Raw genomic sequence first — 207 nt, forward strand, 5'->3', positions numbered from 1 at the left:
ATATTTTTAGTGCGGTCGCTGAAGAAATTAATGCTGCACTTGTTATTATGGGGACCGGGGGTCGGTCTGGTTTAGGCGTTGCTTTATTGGGTCATACCGCAGAGCAAGTAATCGATAAATTAACCAGTGATCTACTTGCGCTGAAACAAGAAGGCTTTGTCAGTCAAAACACTTTAGATGAAGAAGATGAATAACGAACAGCGCTAA

1 protein-coding gene is annotated in these 207 nt (G+C 42.0%); it reads left to right on the forward strand.

Features of this window, described 5'->3' with window-relative positions:
• A partial coding sequence (locus tag V6256_RS16295; RefSeq protein ID WP_341599217.1) for a universal stress protein occupies nucleotides 1-194 on the forward strand: 194 nt, incomplete at its 5' end.
• Nucleotides 195-207: the final 13 nt, after the last annotated feature.

It is taken from the genome of Psychromonas aquatilis (genome assembly GCF_038155185.1).
GTDB lineage: Bacteria > Pseudomonadota > Gammaproteobacteria > Enterobacterales > Psychromonadaceae > Psychromonas > Psychromonas aquatilis.